The sequence below is a fragment of the Streptococcus pseudopneumoniae genome (genome assembly GCF_001072925.1).
Classification (GTDB): Bacteria; Bacillota; Bacilli; order Lactobacillales; family Streptococcaceae; genus Streptococcus; species Streptococcus pseudopneumoniae_Q.
Genome location: NZ_JVHE01000070.1, coordinates 1 through 393 on the forward strand (window position 1 = coordinate 1; position 393 = coordinate 393).

Annotated in this window: 1 protein-coding gene; it reads left to right on the forward strand. The window is 50.1% G+C overall.

The features are described from left to right. On the forward strand, window positions 1-393 hold a 393-nt coding region (locus ADH81_RS11295; RefSeq protein ID WP_049526715.1), incomplete at both ends, for a hypothetical protein.

A 393-nucleotide genomic window follows, 5' to 3' on the forward strand; every position in this document is an offset into this window, starting at 1 on the left:
TGACTCAGATGCTGATGTTGATGCGCTTGTTGACGCTGATGTGCTTGCACTTGTTGACGCTGATTCAGATGCTGAGGTCGATGCACTTGTTGACGCTGACTCAGACGCTGAGGTCGATGCACTTGTGCTTGCTGACTCAGATGCTGATGTCGATGCACTTGTTGACGCTGACTCAGATGCTGAGGTCGATGCACTTGTTGATGCTGATTCAGACGCTGATGTTGATGCGCTTGTGCTTGCACTTGTTGACGCTGATTCAGATGCTGAGGTCGATGCGCTTGTGCTTGCTGATTCAGATGCTGAGGTTGACGCACTTGTTGATGCTGACTCAGATGCTGATGTTGACGCACTTGTTGACGCTGACTCAGATGCTGATGTGCTTGCACTTGTTGA